The sequence below is a fragment of the Burkholderia sp. Ac-20349 genome (assembly GCF_017104865.1).
Classification (GTDB): Bacteria; Pseudomonadota; Gammaproteobacteria; order Burkholderiales; family Burkholderiaceae; genus Burkholderia; species Burkholderia aenigmatica.
The window spans coordinates 1-17,578 of record NZ_JAAGPM010000038.1 but is presented as its reverse complement, the minus strand read 5'-3'; the positions used below and the strand labels follow the sequence as shown (position 1 = coordinate 17,578).

At 67.0% G+C, this 17,578-nt stretch carries 17 protein-coding genes; 15 read left to right on the top strand and 2 right to left on the bottom strand.

Annotation, left to right across the window (positions count from 1 at the left end; genetic code table 11):
* The first annotated feature begins 49 nt into the window (after nt 1-49).
* The 14 genes from G3N61_RS15060 to G3N61_RS14995 all read left to right on the top strand — a co-directional run bounded on the left by G3N61_RS15060 (nt 50) and on the right by G3N61_RS14995 (nt 13,459).
* A complete protein-coding gene (locus G3N61_RS15060) occupies nt 50-1,015 on the top strand; it encodes a LysR family transcriptional regulator (protein WP_043179011.1) in 966 nt (321 codons plus the stop codon).
* 155 nt (nt 1,016-1,170) lie between these two features.
* Entirely contained in the window at nt 1,171-1,494 is a 324-nt protein-coding gene (locus G3N61_RS15055; RefSeq protein WP_205822873.1) for a DUF4148 domain-containing protein, read from the top strand.
* Nucleotides 1,495-1,602: 108 nt separating this feature from the next.
* Nucleotides 1,603-2,718 (top strand): J domain-containing protein, encoded by a 1,116-nt coding sequence (locus G3N61_RS15050; RefSeq protein WP_089453957.1) that lies wholly within the window; start codon nt 1,603-1,605, stop codon nt 2,716-2,718.
* Between the two features lie 272 nt (nt 2,719-2,990).
* Nucleotides 2,991-3,305, top strand: coding sequence for a DUF4148 domain-containing protein (locus G3N61_RS15045; RefSeq protein ID WP_089453958.1), 315 nt, complete (start codon nt 2,991-2,993; stop codon nt 3,303-3,305).
* A 418-nt stretch (nt 3,306-3,723) separates the two neighbouring features.
* Nucleotides 3,724-4,557: a transporter substrate-binding domain-containing protein gene (locus tag G3N61_RS15040; RefSeq protein WP_043179019.1), complete on the top strand. Its 834-nt coding sequence runs from the start codon at nt 3,724-3,726 to the stop codon at nt 4,555-4,557.
* Nucleotides 4,558-4,656: 99 nt separating this feature from the next.
* Nucleotides 4,657-5,496, top strand: a complete 840-nt coding sequence (locus G3N61_RS15035) for an amino acid ABC transporter ATP-binding protein (protein ID WP_277405098.1) — start codon at nt 4,657-4,659, stop codon at nt 5,494-5,496.
* A gap of 10 nt (nt 5,497-5,506) precedes the next feature.
* Nucleotides 5,507-6,178, top strand: coding sequence for an amino acid ABC transporter permease (locus G3N61_RS15030; protein WP_043179022.1), 672 nt, complete (start codon nt 5,507-5,509; stop codon nt 6,176-6,178).
* A gap of 10 nt (nt 6,179-6,188) precedes the next feature.
* A complete protein-coding gene (locus G3N61_RS15025; protein WP_043179023.1) occupies nt 6,189-6,854 on the top strand; it encodes an amino acid ABC transporter permease in 666 nt (221 codons plus the stop codon).
* A 33-nt stretch (nt 6,855-6,887) separates the two neighbouring features.
* Nucleotides 6,888-7,766, top strand: a complete 879-nt coding sequence (locus tag G3N61_RS15020; RefSeq protein ID WP_205822871.1) for a dihydrodipicolinate synthase family protein — start codon at nt 6,888-6,890, stop codon at nt 7,764-7,766.
* Nucleotides 7,767-7,822: 56 nt separating this feature from the next.
* Nucleotides 7,823-8,839, top strand: coding sequence for a 4-hydroxyproline epimerase (locus G3N61_RS15015; protein ID WP_205822869.1), 1,017 nt, complete (start codon nt 7,823-7,825; stop codon nt 8,837-8,839).
* The gene (locus G3N61_RS15010; protein ID WP_205822867.1) at nt 8,836-10,128 is read left to right on the top strand and encodes an FAD-binding oxidoreductase; all 1,293 of its coding nucleotides are present in this window, start codon (nt 8,836-8,838) and stop codon (nt 10,126-10,128) included. The genes G3N61_RS15015 and G3N61_RS15010 overlap by 4 nt, the downstream gene beginning before the upstream one ends.
* Before the next feature lie 15 nt (nt 10,129-10,143).
* A complete protein-coding gene (locus tag G3N61_RS15005) occupies nt 10,144-11,625 on the top strand; it encodes an aldehyde dehydrogenase family protein (RefSeq protein ID WP_205822866.1) in 1,482 nt (493 codons plus the stop codon).
* Nucleotides 11,626-11,640: 15 nt separating this feature from the next.
* Nucleotides 11,641-12,687, top strand: coding sequence for a proline racemase family protein (locus G3N61_RS15000; RefSeq protein ID WP_205822864.1), 1,047 nt, complete (start codon nt 11,641-11,643; stop codon nt 12,685-12,687).
* A gap of 64 nt (nt 12,688-12,751) precedes the next feature.
* The gene (locus tag G3N61_RS14995) at nt 12,752-13,459 is read left to right on the top strand and encodes a GntR family transcriptional regulator (RefSeq protein ID WP_179258851.1); all 708 of its coding nucleotides are present in this window, start codon (nt 12,752-12,754) and stop codon (nt 13,457-13,459) included.
* A 105-nt stretch (nt 13,460-13,564) separates the two neighbouring features.
* Here G3N61_RS14995 and G3N61_RS14990 read toward each other — a convergent pair whose 3' ends face one another.
* Nucleotides 13,565-14,941 (bottom strand): pectin acetylesterase-family hydrolase, encoded by a 1,377-nt coding sequence (locus G3N61_RS14990; protein WP_205822863.1) that lies wholly within the window; start codon nt 14,939-14,941, stop codon nt 13,565-13,567.
* A gap of 66 nt (nt 14,942-15,007) precedes the next feature.
* Entirely contained in the window at nt 15,008-15,721 is a 714-nt protein-coding gene (plcR, locus tag G3N61_RS14985; protein WP_205822862.1) for a phospholipase C accessory protein PlcR, read from the bottom strand.
* 430 nt (nt 15,722-16,151) lie between these two features.
* Between plcR and G3N61_RS14980 the strand changes: the two genes are divergently transcribed.
* Nucleotides 16,152-17,378, top strand: a complete 1,227-nt coding sequence (locus tag G3N61_RS14980; protein WP_205822860.1) for an amino acid deaminase/aldolase — start codon at nt 16,152-16,154, stop codon at nt 17,376-17,378.
* Nucleotides 17,379-17,578 lie beyond the last annotated feature (200 nt).

The following is a 17,578-nucleotide window of genomic DNA, read 5'->3' as shown; positions in this document are numbered from 1 at the left end:
GCCGCCGGCACGCCACGCCTCTCCCTTCAACGCCTCCCCGGAAACCGACGTGAATCATCTGTTCAGTGCGATGCGGGTCTTTCTCAAGGTTGCAGACACGCACCATTTCTCTCATGCAGCCCATCAGCTGAATCTTTCGCCGTCGCTGGTGACGCGCTATGTCGGCGACCTCGAATCGCACCTCGGCGTCAAGCTGCTGCAACGCTCGACACGCAAGACGGTGCTCACCGGGATCGGGATCCGCTACGCGGAAGCGTGCCGTGCGCTGCTGAGCGACCTCGCCGAAATCGAATCGCGCGCCACGCAGGAATCCAGCCGGATCGCGGGCGACCTGAACGTCGTCGTGCTGCACAGCGTGATGTCGCCGGAGCTCGCCGGCCTGTTCGCCGACTATCAGTCGCGCCATCCGGACGTGTCGCTGCACATCACGCTGACCGAATCGGAAGTCGACCTGCTCGGCGGCGGATTCGACGCCGGCATCGTCGCCGACACGATGATCACGTCGGTTTCCGTCGTGTCGCGCACGCTGGTCCATGCACCGCTCGTCGCCGTCGCGTCACCCGCCTATCTGCTGGACGCGGCCGCGCCGCGCCGGCCGGTCGATCTGGCCGCGCACCGCATCGTCGGCCTGGCGACCGGTGCACGCACCTACCGGTGGGCCGGCCCGAACGGCACGATCGACACCATCGCGCTCGACGCGCCGATCACGGTCAACAGCGCACTGATGCAGCGCCAGCTCGCGCTGGCCGGCAGCGGTGTCGCACTGCTGCCCGAGTACATGGTCGCGAACGACCTGCGCATCGGCACGCTGACCCGCGTGCTGGACGACTACCGGATCGTGAACGACAGCGTCACCGTCTCGCTCGTGTATCCGGGCCGCGAATTCCTGCCCGGCAAGGTCCGCGCGTTCGTCGATCTGACGGCCGCACGCTTCAGGCTGCCGTCGCTCGCCGCACCGCGGTCGTCGGGTGCCGTGCAGGCGGGAACGGCCATCGCGGCGATCGCCGATGCCTGATCGCATCGGCGCGCGCGTCGCTCACGCTCGCGCACTCTGCAACACAGCTCGCCGGGAATCGCCGTGGATCCGGCCGTTCCGGGCGCCTGAACCCACCCCATCGGTCCGGCCTGCCGCAATCGCGCCGAACCGCAACGAAACCGTCTGAGGAAATCGTGAAATCCATCATCGTCACCATCGCCACCGTTGCCGCTACCGCCACCGTTCTGCTCGCCGCACCGTCCGCGTCGTACGCGCAGTCGTCGCACTCGACGCTCACGCGCGACCAGGTACGCCAGGAACTGTTCGATCTCGAATCGGTCGGCTACGACCCCGCGGCCGGCGACGGCGGCAACTATCCGGACGACATCGTTGCCGCGCAGGAACGCCTGGCCGCCAAGCGCCTCGCCGAACGCAAGAACACCGAAGCGGCCTACGGGTCGAGTGGCGCGCCGGGCACGTATTCGGGCGCGCCGGCGGTCGCAACGGTGAAGCGCTGACGCGCGGCCGGTCGCTGCGGGGGAGCACGCCCATCCGGGCTACCCCGCAGGACATCCGGCTAAAATACCGGCCTGCTGCGCGTCCTGCCGCGGCCGGAGGACATTCACATGACCGCACGTCGCGGAACAGCGGTCGCCATCGCGCCCGGCCACGAGACAGCCAGCCTGTCGAAAGCCCAGAAAGCGTTCAATGCGCTCGTCCAGCAGATCGAGAAGCGGCGCGAGCGTCTCGGCGCGTGGGAAGCCGTGATGCCGGTCTTCCAGAAGAAATTCGTCGACGAGCTGTTGCCGCTCGAACAGACGTCGACCGCGCTGCGGATCCGGTTGCTGAATCAGCTCGACGACGCATACCTGCAGAAGGGATTGAGCAAGGCCGAGCAGCGTACCCTTTCCGGGATGATTGCCAACATGGCTCGCGACTTGCTCGACTTCAGCGACGATGCGCAGTTGAAGGCCATCCACGACCGGCACAGCGCGGCCGAGCAGGGCAGCAACGCAGCGGACGAGCCGGAACCGAAGGCGGAATCGGAATCGACGCCCGGCGTGACAGCGGCTGACGATCTCGATTCGCTGTCGCCCGAAGAACTCATGGCGCGCATGCAGGCCGAACTGGACGAACAGTTCGAGCGGGACATGGCCGAGCACGCGGCCCGCGAGGCCCAGCGCGCCAAGCGCAAGAAAGCGCCCCGGCAATCCGCCGCGCTGGCGAAACGCGAAGCCGAGCAGGCCGAAGCGAGCCGGTCGATCCGCGAGGTCTATCGCAAGCTGGCGAGCGCGCTGCACCCCGATCGCGAGACCGATCCCCGGGAACAGGAACGCAAGACCGTGCTGATGCAGCGGGTCAACCACGCTTATGCGAACGGCAAGCTCCTGCAACTGCTGGAGCTGCAACTGGAGATCGAACAGATCGACCGGCACGCGATCAACGGCCTCGGCGAAGATCGGCTCGCGCGCTACAACGGCATCCTGGAAGATCAGCTCCGCGAGCTGGATCAGGAGATCCAGGACGTCGAGACCGGATTCAGGCGGACTTACGGGATTGCGCCGTCCGTCAAGGTCGCGCCCGATACCATCATGCGCATGCTCACGCGCGACATCGCGGGCACTCAGCGCGGCATCCTCGACCTGAACCTCACGCTGCGCGAGTTCGACGATCCGGCCAACGTCAGGGACTGGCTGAAGGACATGAAGCGCCAGCGGGCATTCCCGCGCTTCGACGATTAGCCGTGCCGGGCAGGCATGCGTCTGCCCGCCGAACATCGAATGCGTAGCCAGCCTGACGGAATGGCTGCGCGCCCCTGATCGATCGGCATTCCGCGCTAAAAAACCAGGCAACAACCGGCCACCCCGGACATCGCACGTCACCCACTCTCACGTATTCAGGAACACAGCTGGTCAGGAATGGCCGTTTATCCGGCCGTTCCGGGTTCCTAAACTTGTCTCGTCGGTTCAGCCAGCAAACACGCCGAACCGCAACGAAACCGTCTGAGGAAATCGTGAAATCCATCATCGTCACCATCGCCACCGTTGCCGCTACCGCCACCGCTCTTCTCGCCGCACCGACTGTCTCGTACGCGCAGTCGTCGCACTCGACGCTCACTCGTGCACAGGTGCGCCAGGAGTTGTTCGATCTCGAGTCGGTCGGCTATGAGCCGACCGCCGGCGACGGCGACAACTATCCGGGCGACATTGTCGCCGCGCAGGAGCGTCTGGCTGCCAAGCGGCTCGCCGAGCACAAGAGCGCCGAAGCGGCCTACGGGTCGAACGGTGCGCCGGGCGTGGAGGCGGGTGCGCCGGCGGTGAAGCAATAACGCGCCGCAAGTCGCTGCGGGGAGAGCCCTCTCCCCCGCCGCCAACCTGAAACAACGACGCCGTCGGCGGACAACGCGACGGCATCCGACCGCCTCTCCACCGCGACAGCGGTTTCACCACACCCCGCACTCGCCCGCCCGCCACCGCCACCAGCTGGCATTTCTGCTCACCGGGCACCCCGCCCGCCCCTCGTCTCGCCCCCTTTCCCTCGCGCTCCGGCGCACCGCCCCCCACCGGCCCCACGCAACCCGCGCCCGGCACCCGGGGAAAACCCCGCCTCCCCACAGGACAACTTCTCGTTGACACAGCGATTTTTGCCCTTCTAATATGCACACAACGTTGTACACAACAAAACACACAGAATTGTGTGGCAGATAGTGCAGGCATGCGGGTTTACCCATCTCCAGTGAGGACACCATGAATCGACTGTCTCGTTTCTCTCGTCAAATCGCCGTGTGCACGGCGGTGGCCGCATCGCTGTTCGCCGCCACCGCATCGCATGCCGCCGGGCCCGACGCGTGGGCCGGCGTGAAAAAGGCGGGCGTCCTGCGCTGCGGCGCCGCGGTCGCGCCCCCGTACGTGATGCGCGACCCGAAAACCGGCGCGTACAGCGGCTTCTTCTCGGATCTGTGCCGCGATTTCGGGCAGAACGTGCTGAAGGTGAAGGTCGAGTTCGTCGACACGAGCTGGGACAACATCGTGGCCGGCCTGCAGTCGGACAAGTGGGACCTGTCGCTCGCGCTGAACGACACGCCCGAACGCGAAAAGGCGGTCGCCTTCTCCGCGCCGGCGACCGACTACAACGTCTCGTTCGTCTACAACAAGAACAACCCGCGGGTCCCGAAGAACCTTCGCTCGATCGCCGACATCGACAAGCCGACCCTCACGATCGCGGTGATGTCGGGTACGTCGCAGGACAAGGCGATTTCCGCCGAACTGAAGCAGGCGCGGATCATGCGGCTGCCCGGCAACGACGAGACGCGCCTGTCGCTGATCTCGAAGCGCGCCGACCTGCTCGCGGACGCCAACATCACCAACATGCTGCTGACGGAAGCGCATCCGGACTGGTCGGCCAGCTTCAACCCGGCGCCGCCCCTGGCCCAGCAGGAAGTCGCGTTCGGCCTGCGCAAGGACACGCCGAAAGCCGACCTCGACGTGCTCAACGGCTACCTCGCACAACAGATCAAATCCGGTGCGGTGAACCGCCTCATCAAGACCTCCGTACAAGCCATGCTGGTTCCCGGCAAGTAAGCGAGCGTCGCGCAAGCAGGCCTGGCGCACCGTCGACGGGCTTCGATTTTCCGATTCGCACCTGGCGCGCCGACATCGGGCGCCACAGGAGAGACAGTCATGTTGTCGCCTCAAACGACGGCCGTCAGGTCGGCCATGCATCCCCTTTCGACGACGCATTTCGCCGCGTCCGCGCCGGCGAGCGATTTCGTGCGGCTGCGCGACGTCCACAAGTCATACGGCCCGAACCTCGTCGTCATGGACGGCATGAGCCTCGACATGCGCGCCGACGACCGGCTCGTCATCATCGGCCCGAGCGGCAGCGGCAAGAGCTCGCTGCTGCGCGTGATGATGGGGCTGGAAGGTATCCAGCACGGCGAGATCGCGTTCCAGGGCGCGCCGTACATCCGTGGCGGCGACGCGCGCGGCGGGTGGCGCATCGACGCGAAACTGCAGAAGCAGGTCGGCATGGTGTTCCAGCACTACACGCTGTTTCCGCACCTGTCGGTGCTGGGCAACCTGATCCTCGCGCCGGTGCGCGTCGGCGGACTGTCGAAGGCGGAAGCCACCGAGCGCGCGCGCATGTATCTCGCGCGCCTCGGCCTCGAAAGCAAGCTGCACGCCTATCCAAGCCAGCTCTCCGGCGGCCAGAAACAGCGCGTGGCAATCGCGCGCGCGCTGATGCTCGAACCGAAGCTGATGCTGTTCGACGAAGTGACGTCCGCGCTCGATCCGGAGATGGTCGTCGAAGTTCAGAACGTGATGCTGCAGCTCGCCGAGCAGAAGATGGCGATGATCATCGTCACGCACGACATGCACTTCGCACGGGACATCGCGACGCGCGTCGTGTTCTGCGCGAACGGCAAGATCGTCGAGGAAGGTGCGCCGGACCAGATCTTCAAGTGTCCGAAGGAAGCCCGCACGCGGGAATTCCTCGAAAAAGTCCTGCATCTCGACTGAGGCCGAAGCCATGAACTACCACTTCGATTTCAGTTTCCTCGCCGGCAGTATCGGTGCGCTGATCGACGGGCTGAAAGTCACCGTCGTGCTGGCCGTCGCGGCGAACGCGATGGGCCTCGTGCTCGGCTTCGTGCTGTGCCTGCTCGCGATGAGCCGCTGGACGATCGTGCGCTGGCCGGCCCAGCTCTTCATCGAATTTTTCCGCTGCACGCCTGCGCTGCTGCAGATCATCTGGTTCTTCTACTGCATCCCGATGATGGTCGACGTCTTCATCGACCCGATCACGATGGGCGTGCTCGCCCTTGGCCTGAACCTCACCGCGTTCAACGCGGAGGCCTATCGCGCCGGCGTGCAGGCGGTGCCGAAGGAACATCTGGACGCCGCGGTGGCGCTCGGCCTGCGGCCGTGGCAACGCACGATCTACGTCGTGCTGCCGCAGGCGCTGCGCAGTGCGATGCCGGTGCTGCTGACGAACGGCATCGGCAGCCTGCAGCAAAGCGCGCTGGTCGCGATCGTCGCGGTGGCCGACCTGATGTACGTCGCGAAGAGCATCGCGACCGAAGCGTACCGGCCGCTCGAAACCTACTCGGTGGTCGCGCTCGTGTATTTCGCGCTGTCGCTGCCGATCGCGAAACTCGTCCACGTCATCGAGCGCCGTCAGGACGTCGCCGTCCAGCGCTGAGGAGCCCGTCGTGAACCTCGATTTTTCCGTCGTCTGGCCGTACTGGCTCGTGCTCGCGAAAGGCCTCGGGCTGACGCTCGCCTTCACCGTGACCTGCGCGATCGTCGGCAGCCTGCTCGGCTTCGTGCTGAGCCTGCTGCGCATGTCGCCGTCGCGCTGGCTGCGCGGGCCGGTCACCGCGTTCGTCGAATTCTTCCGCGGCACGCCGCTGCTGATCCAGCTGTTCTGGGTGTTCTTCTGCTTCCCGGTCGTGCTGCGGCTGCCGATCCCCCCGTACCTGTCGGTGCTGATCTCGCTGACGCTGTACATGGCCGCGATCACGAGCGAAACGTTCCGCGGCTCGCTGAAATCGATCGCCGGCGAGCAGCACGACGCGTGCATCGCGCTCAGCCTGTCGCCGCACGTGAAGATCGTCTACGTGATCTTTCCGCAGGCGCTGTTGCGCGCGATTCCGCCGCTGCTGTCGAACGTCGTGAGCCTGTTCAAGGAGAGCGCGCTCATTTCGTCGGTGGGGATCGCCGACCTGATGTTCGTCGGCCAGAACGTATCGAACAGCACGGCGCGTCCCGTCGAGTTCCTGACGACGGTTGCCGTCATCTATTTCCTCGTCGCCTTTCCGCTGACCCGCCTGGTCGGCGTAGTGGAGTCCAGGATGCTCAGGCGCTATGCCTATTAACTCGCAACGCTCTCATCAAGCCGGAGAAATCTCATGCAACTGAAAGGCATTCTGCCCGCACTCGTTACGCCGTTCGACGCATCGGGCGCGGTCGACCACGACACGCTCGCGTCAATCCTCGAATATCAGCTCGCCGCGGGCGTCAGCGGCTTCGTACCGCTGGGTTCGACGGGCGAATACTACGCGCTCACGAACGACGAGCGCCGCGCGGTGATGAAGACCGTGCGCGAAGTGGTCGGCACCCGCGGCACGCTGATCGCCGGCGCGAACGGCTCGTCGACGCGGGAAGTGATCGAGCAGGTGCGCCAGGCGCGCGATGCCGGCTACACGAACATCCTGATCGCGCCGCCGTACTATGCGCTGCCGTCGCAAGATGAACTGATCGGGCACTACGAAGCGATTCTCGCCGCGGTGACCGACGTGAACGTGATCCTGTACAACTACCCGGTGCGCACGAACGTCGAGGTCGGCTTTGGCGTGCTCGACGCGCTCAAGGATCATCCGCGGGTGATCGGCATCAAGGAAAGCAGCGGCAATCTGCTGCGCGCGATCGAGATCGGCGGCAAGTACCGCGATCACTATCAGCTGTCGTGCGGCTCGGACGACCAGGCGCTCGACTTTTTCCTGTGGGGCGCGACGAGCTGGATCTGCGGGCCCGCGAACTGCTTCGCGAAACAGGTCGTGAGCTTCTACGACAAGTTCTCGGCCGGCGACATCGCAGGCGCGCAGAATGTGATGCGCTCGCTGTTCCCGGTGATGGCGAGCATGGAGTCCGGCAAGTTCATCCAGAAGGTCAAGTACGGCTGCGAGCTGGCCGGCTTCAAGGTCGGCAACGCGCGCATGCCGCTGCAGCCGCTGACCGACCAGGAGAAGGCGGCCTTCCGCGCGGTCTTCGAGGCGTCGCAGGCATAACGCGCACCCGTACCGGCGCCGTGTGGCGCCGGTACGTCGACCGAGGGCATCCCAACATGACGATTCACAGCTTTACCTGTATCGAAGGCCATACCGAAGGCATGCCGGTGCGGATGGTGATCGACGGCGCGCCGGCGCTGCAGGGCGCGACGATGAACGCACGCCGCGAGGATTTCGTCGCGCATCACGACTGGGTTCGCCGCACGCTGATGCTGGAGCCGCGCGGCCACGCCCACATGTCCGGCACGATCTTCTATCCGCCCGTCAGCGACAACGCCGATTTCAGCCTGCTGTTCATCGAGACGTCGGGCTGCCTGCCGATGTGCGGCCACGCGACGATCGGCTCGATCGCGTTTGCGATCGAGGAGCGCCTCGTCGTGCCGAAGCAGCCGGGTACGGTCACCGTCGACGTGCCGGCCGGGCAGATCGTCGCGCGCTACGAGATGAACGGCGAGCGCGTGAGCGCGGTGCGCTTCACCAACGTGCCGAGCTTCCTGCTCGCACGCGACGTCGAGATCGCGATTCCGGCGCTCGGCACGCTGGCCGTCGATATCGCGTACGGCGGAAACTTCTATCCGATCGTCGAGGTTCAGCCGAACTTCCCCGGTTGCGAACACTTCACGCCGGACGAACTGCTCGTATGGGGCCGTGATGTACAACGCGCGGTGAACGACGCGATCGACGTCGTGCATCCCGACCATCCAGCCATTCGCGGCGTCCGGCATTGCATGTGGACCGGCAAGCCGATCGCGGCCGACGCCCACGGGCGCGCAGTGGTGATCGCCGGCGACAGTCTCGTCGACCGGTCGCCGTGCGGCACCGGCAGTTCGGCACGCGTCGCGCAGCGCTTCGCGCGTGGCTGGCTGAACGCGGGCGAAGCGTATTGCCATGAAAGCCTGATCGGCAGCCGCTTCATCGGCCGCGTCGAATCGGTCGCGCGCCTCGACAGCGGGCTCGACGCCGTGCGGCCGAGCATCGAGGGGCGCGCCTGGGTGACGGGCCGCGCGCAGTATCGCGTCGATTCGTCTCAACCGTATGCGCACGGCTTCAGCCTGCAGGAGTTCGTCAATTGAACGCGATTCCGCGAGACCATGCACCCGCCTCGCCCGGCGTGGCACGCGATGAAACGGCCGTCGTGATCGGCGGTGGAATCGTCGGCGTGTGCTGCGCGCTCTATCTGCAGCGCGACGGGTACGCCGTCACGCTGATCGATCCGGCCGCTCCTGGCGACAGCACCGCGAAATGGAGCTGCGGCCAGATGGCGGTCAGCGAGGTCATCCCGCTGTCGAAGCCGGGCATCCTGATGAAGGTTCCGCGCTGGCTGATGGACCAGAAGGGGCCGCTTGCGCTGCGGCCGGGCGCACTGCCGGGCATCCTGCCGTGGTTCTTCCGCTTCGTCGCATCGGCCCGCCACGCGAAGATCGTATCGATCGCGCAGGCGATGGCCACGCTGACGCATGACGTCTACCCCGACTATGCGCCGCTGCTCGATGCATGCGGCGACCGCGCGCTGCTGGGCCAGCGCCCGGTGCTCGAAGTGTTCGACGATCCGGCCGGCATCACGCACGAGCAACCGCATCTGGACCTGCGGCAATCGCTGGGATTCCAGTCGCAGCGATTGACTGCGGCGGACATCGGCGACCTGGAGCCAGCACTCGCCGGCCGGTTCCGGCACGGGCTGCTGTTTCCCGACTGGCGTGCGGTCAGCGATACCGAGGGCTTCATCGCGGCGCTGACGGCCAGCTTCGAAGCGCAAGGCGGACGCCGCGTCCGCGCGAACGCCGCACGCATCGACGAGGCGTCCGGACGCGCGACGGGCGTGACACTGGCGAACGGCGAGCGCATTGCGGCCGACCATGTCGTCGTCGCGGCCGGCACCGGCGCGCGGCAGTTCTTCGACCAGCTCGGCGTGCGCATGCCGCTCGAAGGCATCGCCGGCTATCAGGCGCTGCTCGCCGACCCGGGTGTCGAATTCCGTCACTCGGTAATCTACGCGGACGGCGGCTTCTGCTTCAGTCCGATGACACGTGGCCTGCAGATCGGCGGCACGATCGAGTTCGCCGGTCGCCATGCGCAACCGAACTTCCGGCGCGCGGACATCATCCTGGAAAAGGCCCGACGCATCCTGCCCGAGTTGCGGACCGCGCGCGTCGAGTACGGCGTCGGCTATCGACCGTTCCTGCCCGACACGAAGCCGGTGATCGACCGCTCGAAGCGGCTACCCAACACCTACATGGCCTTCGGCCACGGCCAGCTCGGCCTCACGCTCGGCGCGACGACCGGCCGCCTGATCGGCGACCTCGTCGCGGGCCGGCCGACCCGGCAGGATCTGTCGCCGTTCAGCGCCTATCGTTTCGCCTGACATTCGAGACCTTTCATGCAAACCTACGAACGACTTTTCATCGACGGCCGCTGGGTAGCGCCCGTCCAAGGCCATACCTTCGACTCGATCGACCCGAGCAACGAAACCGTGATCGCAAAGGTGGCGGCCGCCACCGCCGAAGACATCGACCTCGCCGTCACCGCGGCGCGGCGCGCATTCGACGAAGGCCCGTGGCCGCGCATGACCGGCGCCGAACGCGCCGCTGTGCTGCGTGCGATCGCGCAGGGCATGCGCGACCGCCTGCCGGAACTGGCCGAGCTCGAAGTGCGCGACAACGGCAAGCCGCTGCCCGAGGCACTGTGGGATCTCGGCGATGCCGCCGGCTGCTTCGACTTCTATGCGGGACTGGCCGAACAGCTCGACGGCAACGCCGAAACCCCGGTGCCGCTGGCCGACGCGCGCTTCAGCACGGTCGTCCGCAAGGAGCCGATCGGCGTGGCCGGCGCGATCATCCCGTGGAATTTTCCGCTGCTGATGGCCGCGTGGAAGGTCGCGCCCGCACTCGCGGCCGGCTGCACGATGGTGCTCAAGCCGTCCGAACTGACGCCGCTCACCGCGCTGGAACTGGCCGGCATCGCCGACGCGGCCGGGCTGCCGGTCGGCGTGCTGAACGTCGTGACGGGCCTCGGCGCGGAGGCCGGCGCGCCGCTCGCCGAACATCCGGGCATCGACAAGCTCGCGTTCACCGGCAGCGTGCCGACCGGCAGCCGGATCATGCAGGCCGCCGCACGCGACATCAAGAACGTGAGCCTCGAACTCGGCGGCAAGTCGCCGTTCATCGTGTTCGGCGACAGCGATCTCGAAGCGGCCGTCGAATGGATCCTGTTCGGCATCTTCTGGAACCAGGGTGAAGTGTGTTCGGCCACGTCGCGCGTGCTCGTCGAACGCTCGCTGTACGCGCCGCTCGTCGAGCGGCTCGCGCAGGAAGCGCGCAAAATCAGGATCGGCAACGGCCGCGACGACGGCGTGCTGCTCGGGCCGCTGGTAAGTCGCGGCCAGTACGACAAGGTGTTGACGGCCATCGCCCGCGGCCGAGAAGAAGGTGCGCGACTCGTGACCGGCGGCGGCCGGCCCGCGCATCTCGAACGCGGGTACTTCATCGAACCGGCCGTCTTCGCCGACGTGCCGGAAGACAGCTGGATCTGGCGCGAGGAGATTTTCGGGCCGGTCGTGTGCGTGCGGCCGTTCGATACGGAAGACGAAGCGGTGCGTTCGGCCAATGACTCGCGCTTCGGTCTCGCCGCGGCGGTCATGTCGGCCGACCTGCCGCGCTGCGAACGCGTCGCCCGCGCGATGCGCGCGGGCATCGTCTGGATCAACTGCTCGCAGCCGACGTTTACGGAAGCACCGTGGGGCGGCTACAAGCAGAGCGGTATCGGGCGCGAACTCGGCGAGTGGGGGCTGAACAACTACCTCGAGATCAAGCAGATCACGCGCTACGACAGCGACAAGCCGTGGGGCTGGTACATCAAGTAAGAAGGTGAATCGATCATGCGCTGGAACAAAACGCTGCAGCTCGTCGACGTGCATTGCGAGGGCGAGATCGGCAAGGTCATCACCGGCGGCGTCCTCGACGTGCCGGGCAAGACCATGCTCGACAAGATGAATTACCTCAACGAGACCGACGACAGCCTGCGGCGGCTCGTCGTGCTCGAACCGCGCGGCTGCCTGCAGATGTCGGTCAATCTGCTGCTGCCGCCGACGCGACCGGAAGCGCATGCAGGGTTCATCGTGCTGCAGGCCGACAAGGCACACCCGATGTCGGGCAGCAACTGCATCTGCGTCGTGACGGCGCTGCTCGAACTCGGCATGGTGCCGATGCAGGCGCCCGAGACGACGGTCGTGCTCGACACGCCGGCCGGGCTCGTCACGGCGCGCGCGACGTGTCGCGACGGCCGCTGCGTCGGCGTATCGCTCGACATGGTGCCGTCGTTCGTCGAACACCTCGACGTCGACGTTCACACGCAGGAATTCGGCACGATCAAGGCCGACATCGCGTTCGGCGGCGTGTACTACGCGCTCGTCGACGTCGACCAGATCGGGCTCGACATCGCGCCGGACAACGCACGGCAGCTCGCGACGCACGGCGTGCGGCTCAAGGAAATCATCAACCGGCAGGTCGCCGTGCAGCATCCGCTTTACCCGGACATCAACGAAGTCGCGTACGTGATGTTCCGCAATCGGGTCGACGACACGGTGTACCAGACCTGCACGACGCTGCCGCCCGGCCGGGTCGACCGGTCGCCGTGCGGCACCGGCAGCTCGGCCAATCTGGCCACGCTCGCCGCCCGCGGGCGTGTACAGGTCGGCGATCGGCTCACGTCACGCTCCACGATCGGCGGGGAATTCCGCGTCGAACTGCTGGGCACGACCGAAGTGGGCGGCAAGCCGGCGGTATTGCCGCGCGTGACCGGGCGCGCCTGGGTGTTCGGGTTTCAGCAGCTCGGCGTCGATCCCGACGATCCGCTGGCCGCGGGGTTCATGCTGAGCGACACGTGGGGGGACGGATTCGGGCCTTCGGCACCGTCAGGCACGTGAGGGCGCGATGCTAAACTCCAGAGCGCGCCCGGCGACCCGGGTCGATTACAGGAAGGGTGGCGAGATGAGCAAAGAGGCCGTTGAAACGGAAGGTGGCGGCCGCCGGCACGGCGGGCGGTATGTGTATGAGGAATTGCGCAAGCAGATCCTGACGCTCAAGCTGAAGCCCGGCGTGCAACTCGACGAAATCTCGCTGGCCGCGCAGTTCGGCCTGTCGCGCTCGCCGGTGCGCGACGCCATTGCGCGGCTGAGCAGCGAGGGGCTCGTCACGGTCCTGCCGAACCGCACGACGCTCGTCACGCCATTCGAGATCGAGGAATTCCCGAAATACATCTCGGCGCTCGACCTGATCCAGCGCGCCGTCACGCGGCTCGCGGCCACGCAGCGCTCCGAAGCCGATCTCGCGAAAATCCGCAAGGCCGACGACGTCTACATGGAGGCCGTCGCGAGCGGCGACTTCCAGGCAATGTCGGAGACCAACAAGGCGCTCCACATGGCGATCGCGCACGCCGCGAACAACCCGTATTTCGTCGGCTACTACGAACGGCTGCTCGGCGAAGGGCAGCGCCTGCTCCATCTGCATTTCGACTTCACGGTCAGTTCGCCGACCGCAGCCAAGCTCGGCCGCGACCACGACGAACTGATCGATGCAATCGCGCGGCGTGACGCCGATGCCGCCGAACGCGCCGCGCACGAGCACACGATGCTGTTCCAGAAGCGATTCCTCGACTACATGAAGCAGAACATGACGGAATCGATGGCGGTGCTGTAACGCACCGGCATCGGTGCCTGCGTCGACGCAACGATGCAGGCAAGCGGCCCTGCGGGCAGGCCGCCGCCCGTCGTCACTGCCCGCTCGGCGGGCAAGCCCGCCCCCTCACGCCTTGTGCCCCGAGATCGGCCCCGCCTCACCGGTCAGGTTGAACACGCTGTCGATCCACGCCAGAAACGTCGAGAACGTGAAGTCCGACCACTGCTGCGTGCGGAACGCCTTCATCACCGGCGTATCGGCCGGGTCCTGCTGGTTCAGCAGGTTGTCGACGAACGTGCCGATATCCGCGTCGATGCCGTTCTCGTGGATCCCCGACCCGGTAAAGCTGACCGCCGTCACCTGGTGGTTGTCGATGAAGTCGTTGCGCGCCCACGGCATGAAGTAGCCGAAGTTCGGCAGCGGGTTCAGCGTCTGCTTCAGCCCGTCCAGCTCCTGGTCGAACATCGTGAGCGACAGCGCATCCTTGGTCGTGTCGTCGGGCGCCGCGATTACGGCCGGCACGAACGCGCGATAGTGATACGCGGCGATGATCTTGTCGCGCTGGTAGCTCGAGAAACCGAAGCGGTCGTGCGGATACGTCGCCGACAGCGCCGCGTACGCGCTGCCCATGTTGCCCGGATCGAAATGGCTGGTCAGCCGGCTGTTCACGGTAATCATCCCGTCGGGGCCCGTCATTCCCCACTCGGTGCGTACCCGGTCGTACAGGCCGACCGACGGATGGGTGGCCGCGTCCGCATCGAACGGCGTGTTGAACACCGTACCGGCGTCGTCGAGCAGCGAACTATGCGCCTGCGGCTGCAGCGTGTTGCGCAGCGTCGCGTAGTTCGCGAGCGTGCCGTAGCCGCCCGCGCTCATTCCGTACACGAGCAGCCGGTTCGGTTTGCCGAAGCCGTGCGACGTCAGCCACTGCGCGACGGCCTGGATGTTCTTCAGCCCGCTGTAGTGCTGCAGCCGCCAGTCGCCGCTCGGCGACGTGTAGTTGCGCACCGCGCTGCCCATGTGGATATCCCCGGTGCAATAGGGCACGAAAACCTGTGTCCACTGCTGCGTCTCGACCTTCGGTTCGCCGACGAGGATGTGCGCGAGATCCATGCGCGTGAGCAGCGGCGACAGGAACGACGACAGCAGGCTCTCGTTCGCGGTGCCGTTCATGTAGTTGTGCGGGATGCCGTCCGGGTTGAAGCCGCCGAGGCCGGCCTCGGCGCCGGTCGACGTCTGCGTGCAGGTGCCGTAGTCCCAGCACGCGCCGCCCGGTTCCATCATGTACAGCAGGTTGTCCGACTGCGCGCGATTGACGTAGAAGCGCATCGGCGTGCCGTTGCCGCACGATGCACCGGTGCTCTCGGGCAACGTCACTTCGTACCACGAATAATAGGGAATCGACGGATCCGGCATCGTCGTATCGGCCGCGTGGCCGTTCAGTGCCGCGCAACCGAGCAGCGTGGCAACGGCCGCGCGCAGCAGGCTTCGTGCTGTGGACATCTCCCCTCCTTGTCGATGGACATGACGCGGCCGCCGGGCACCGCCCCGGCGTCGCGGATTCGGCGCTCAGTGCACGCCGGACGGTGAAGCGCCGTCGAACAGCTGGACGCGCAACGCCTGCAGGCGTTGCGCGATGACGGCTTGTTGCTGGTCGGGATCGGGAATGCTCGCCTGAACCTGCCGGACGACGTCGCGGCTCTGCTGTTCGTACGAGAGATAGCGCGGGTCCTGCGCCGGCGACGGGCCAACCGTCTGCTGCGCATAGGTATCCCATTGCGCGCGCATCGACCGGATCGCCGCGCTGCGCGTCGCGGGGTCGGCTTCGGTATCGGTCAGCAGTGCCGCGCTCAGCGCTTCGGCCTGCACGGGAACGATCTCGTTGCGCGCGACATGGTCGGGCAGTTCGTCGAGAATCCGGCGCGCGAGTGCGGCGCGCTCGGCTTGCGGCATGCTGTTGCGGCGATCCCCATACGCGGCAACCTCATCGCGAAAGCGCGCAAACGCGGCGATGCGCTTCACTTCGGCATCCGCGTCGGGGCGCCCGCCAAGGCTACGGCGCAGCGCGTCGACGTCGAGCCGCCGCTCCTCGGGGCCGGGCAACGCGGCGCCGGTGCCGAACGTATCGGCTGCGACGGACTGCGTGCTCGCCATCGCGGCCGGTGTGCCGGATGACGCGGCTTGCGCCGGTGTCGCCGCTTCATATCGCCAGATTGCAACGACGGCCACGCCAATCGCCGCGATCGCGCCCGTGCGCCGCCAGAGTGCCCTGTTCTTTTTCACGTCGCCTCCTCGTCACGTCATGCCGTTCTTCGCCGCTGCATCCGCGAGTAGGTTCTAGGTCGAATCCGGCATGCAGTCAAAAGCGGCGCTAGAACGCAGGCACTAAACCTGCTCGCATCGGCCACGTCCGGCAAAACGTTTGAAACGCATTTCGTTGCCGCCCGGCCAACCGCGCGATGTCGCGCGCCAAGCCCGTCCGGCGGCGGTTCGGGCCTGTACGTGGCATGGGCACCACGACACCAAGCAAGCAGCGATCCAGCGGCGCGACGCACGACCGCCGTGCACGCGCGTGGCCGATACGGATGGCCGGATCAGACCCGTCGAACGACCCGCTCAGCGCTTGGTCGTCATTTTGACCCGCCCTATGCTGATTTCCGACACGCGCCGAACGGTCGGCGCGACGCACACCCCACCCAGCCGAGCCCGTTCCATGAGCCGTGCAGACCTGCCACATCGCGCCCCCGCCGTCGTTCACGACTATCCGACCTATCGCGACGCGCTCGCGGGCCACCGGCTGCCCGCCGCATTCGTCGATCTCGACTGCCTCGACGCGAACCTCGCCGACCTGAAGCGCCGCGCACGCGGCCTGCCGATCCGGCTCGCGACGAAGTCGGTGCGCTCGCGCGACCTGATCGGCGCGGTGCTCGCCTCGGGCCCGTTCATGCAGGGGCTGCTGTGCTACTCGGCCGCGGAAGCCGCGTGGCTCGCGGACGGCGGGTTCGACGACATCGTCGTCGCGTATCCGACCGTCGAGCCCGACGACCTGCGCGCGGTGGCCGCGCAACTCAGGCGGGGCCGCTCGATCACGTTGATGGTCGACGCCATCGCGCAGGTCGACGCGATCGACCGCGTCGCGCACGACGCACGCGTGACGATCCCGCTCGCGATCGATCTCGACATGTCGTCCGCGTATCCGGGCCTGTACTTCGGCATGTACCGCTCGCCGGTGCGCGACGCGGCCAGCGCCCTCGCGCTCGCGAACCATATCGGCGAACGGCAGCACGTGCGGCTCGACGGGCTGATGGGCTACGAAGGACAGATCGCCGGCGTGGCCGACACGGAGCCGGGCAGCGGTGCGCGCAACGCGCTGGTGCGCCACCTGAAGCGCCGCTCGGCGCGCGAGATCAACGCGCGCCGCCAGGCGGCCGTGCAGGCACTCGCGGCGGCGGGCCATACGTTGCGCTTCGTGAACGGCGGTGGCACCGGCAGTTTCGAAAGCACGCTCGGCGACGCGTCGGTCACCGAGCTCGCGGCCGGCTCCGGCCTCTACGCGCCGGCGCTGTTCGATCACTACGCGGCGTTTCATGCGCAGCCGGCTGCCGGCTTCGCGCTGCCGGTCGTGCGGATTCCGCAGCCGGGCATCGTGACCTGCTCGGGCGGCGGCTATATCGCATCGGGCCCGGCCGGCAAGAGCCGCCTGCCGCGGCCGTGGCTGCCGGCTGGCTGCACGCTGATCGACAACGAAGGCGCGGGCGAGGTGCAGACGCCCGTGCGCGTGCCGCGCGGCGTCACGCCGGCGATCGGCGAGCCGATCCTGTTCCGCCACGCGAAGGCCGGCGAACTGTGCGAACGCTTCAACTCGCTGCTGCTGATCCGCGGCGGCCGCGTGGTCGGCGAGGCGCCCACCTATCGCGGCGAAGGCAGGAGCTTCTTCTAGCGGGCCACACGGCCCGTCGTTCAAACCGATCAAAACGATCACCCCATTCAAACGACAACCACGGAGACAAAGCCATGTGGCGCAACTGGTCGGGATATGTCTGCAGTCCTGATGCAACCGTATCGACGCCCACGTCGCACGCCGGGCTCGCGGCCGTGCTGCGCGACGCCGCGGCAACCGGCGCCACCGTGCGCGCGGCC